Source organism: Burkholderia sp. YHN3-13, from assembly GCF_055810675.1.
This window is the reverse complement of sequence record NZ_JBVVNQ010000102.1, coordinates 1-549: the sequence shown is the minus strand read 5'-3', so window position 1 is coordinate 549 and position 549 is coordinate 1. Positions and strand designations below refer to the sequence as shown.

Sequence of the window (549 nt, the reverse complement as noted above, 5' to 3'; positions counted from 1 at the left end):
AACGGTTCGAACGGTACGGCCAACGGCAACGGGGCCACGAACAACGGTGCCAACGGCGCGGCCAACGGCAATGGCGCCACGAACAGCGGTTCGAACGGCACGGCCAACGGCAATAACGCTACGAACAACGGTTCGAACGGCACGGCCAACGGCAATAACGCTACGAACAACGGTTCGAACGGGACGGCCAACGGCAATAACGCTACGAACAACGGTTCGAACGGCACGGCCAACGGCAATAACGCTACGAACAACGGTTCGAACGGTACGGCCAACGGCAACGGCGCCACGAACAACGGTGCCAACGGCGCAGCCAACGGCAACGGTGCGACCAACAACGGTGCTAACGGGACGGCCAACGGCAATAACGCTACGAACAACGGTTCGAACGGCACGGCCAACGGCAACGGCGCCACGAACAACGGTGCCAACGGCGCGGCCAACGGCAATGGCGCCACGAACAGCGGTTCGAACGGGACGGCCAACGGCAATAACGCTACGAACAACGGTTCGAACGGTACGGCCAACGGCAACGGGGCCACGAACAAC

1 protein-coding gene is annotated in these 549 nt (G+C 62.3%); it reads left to right on the top strand.

Translation table 11 applies throughout. The features are described from left to right. A partial coding sequence (locus AC0KUR_RS38105; protein ID WP_473377420.1) for a hypothetical protein occupies positions 1-549 on the top strand: 549 nt, incomplete at both ends.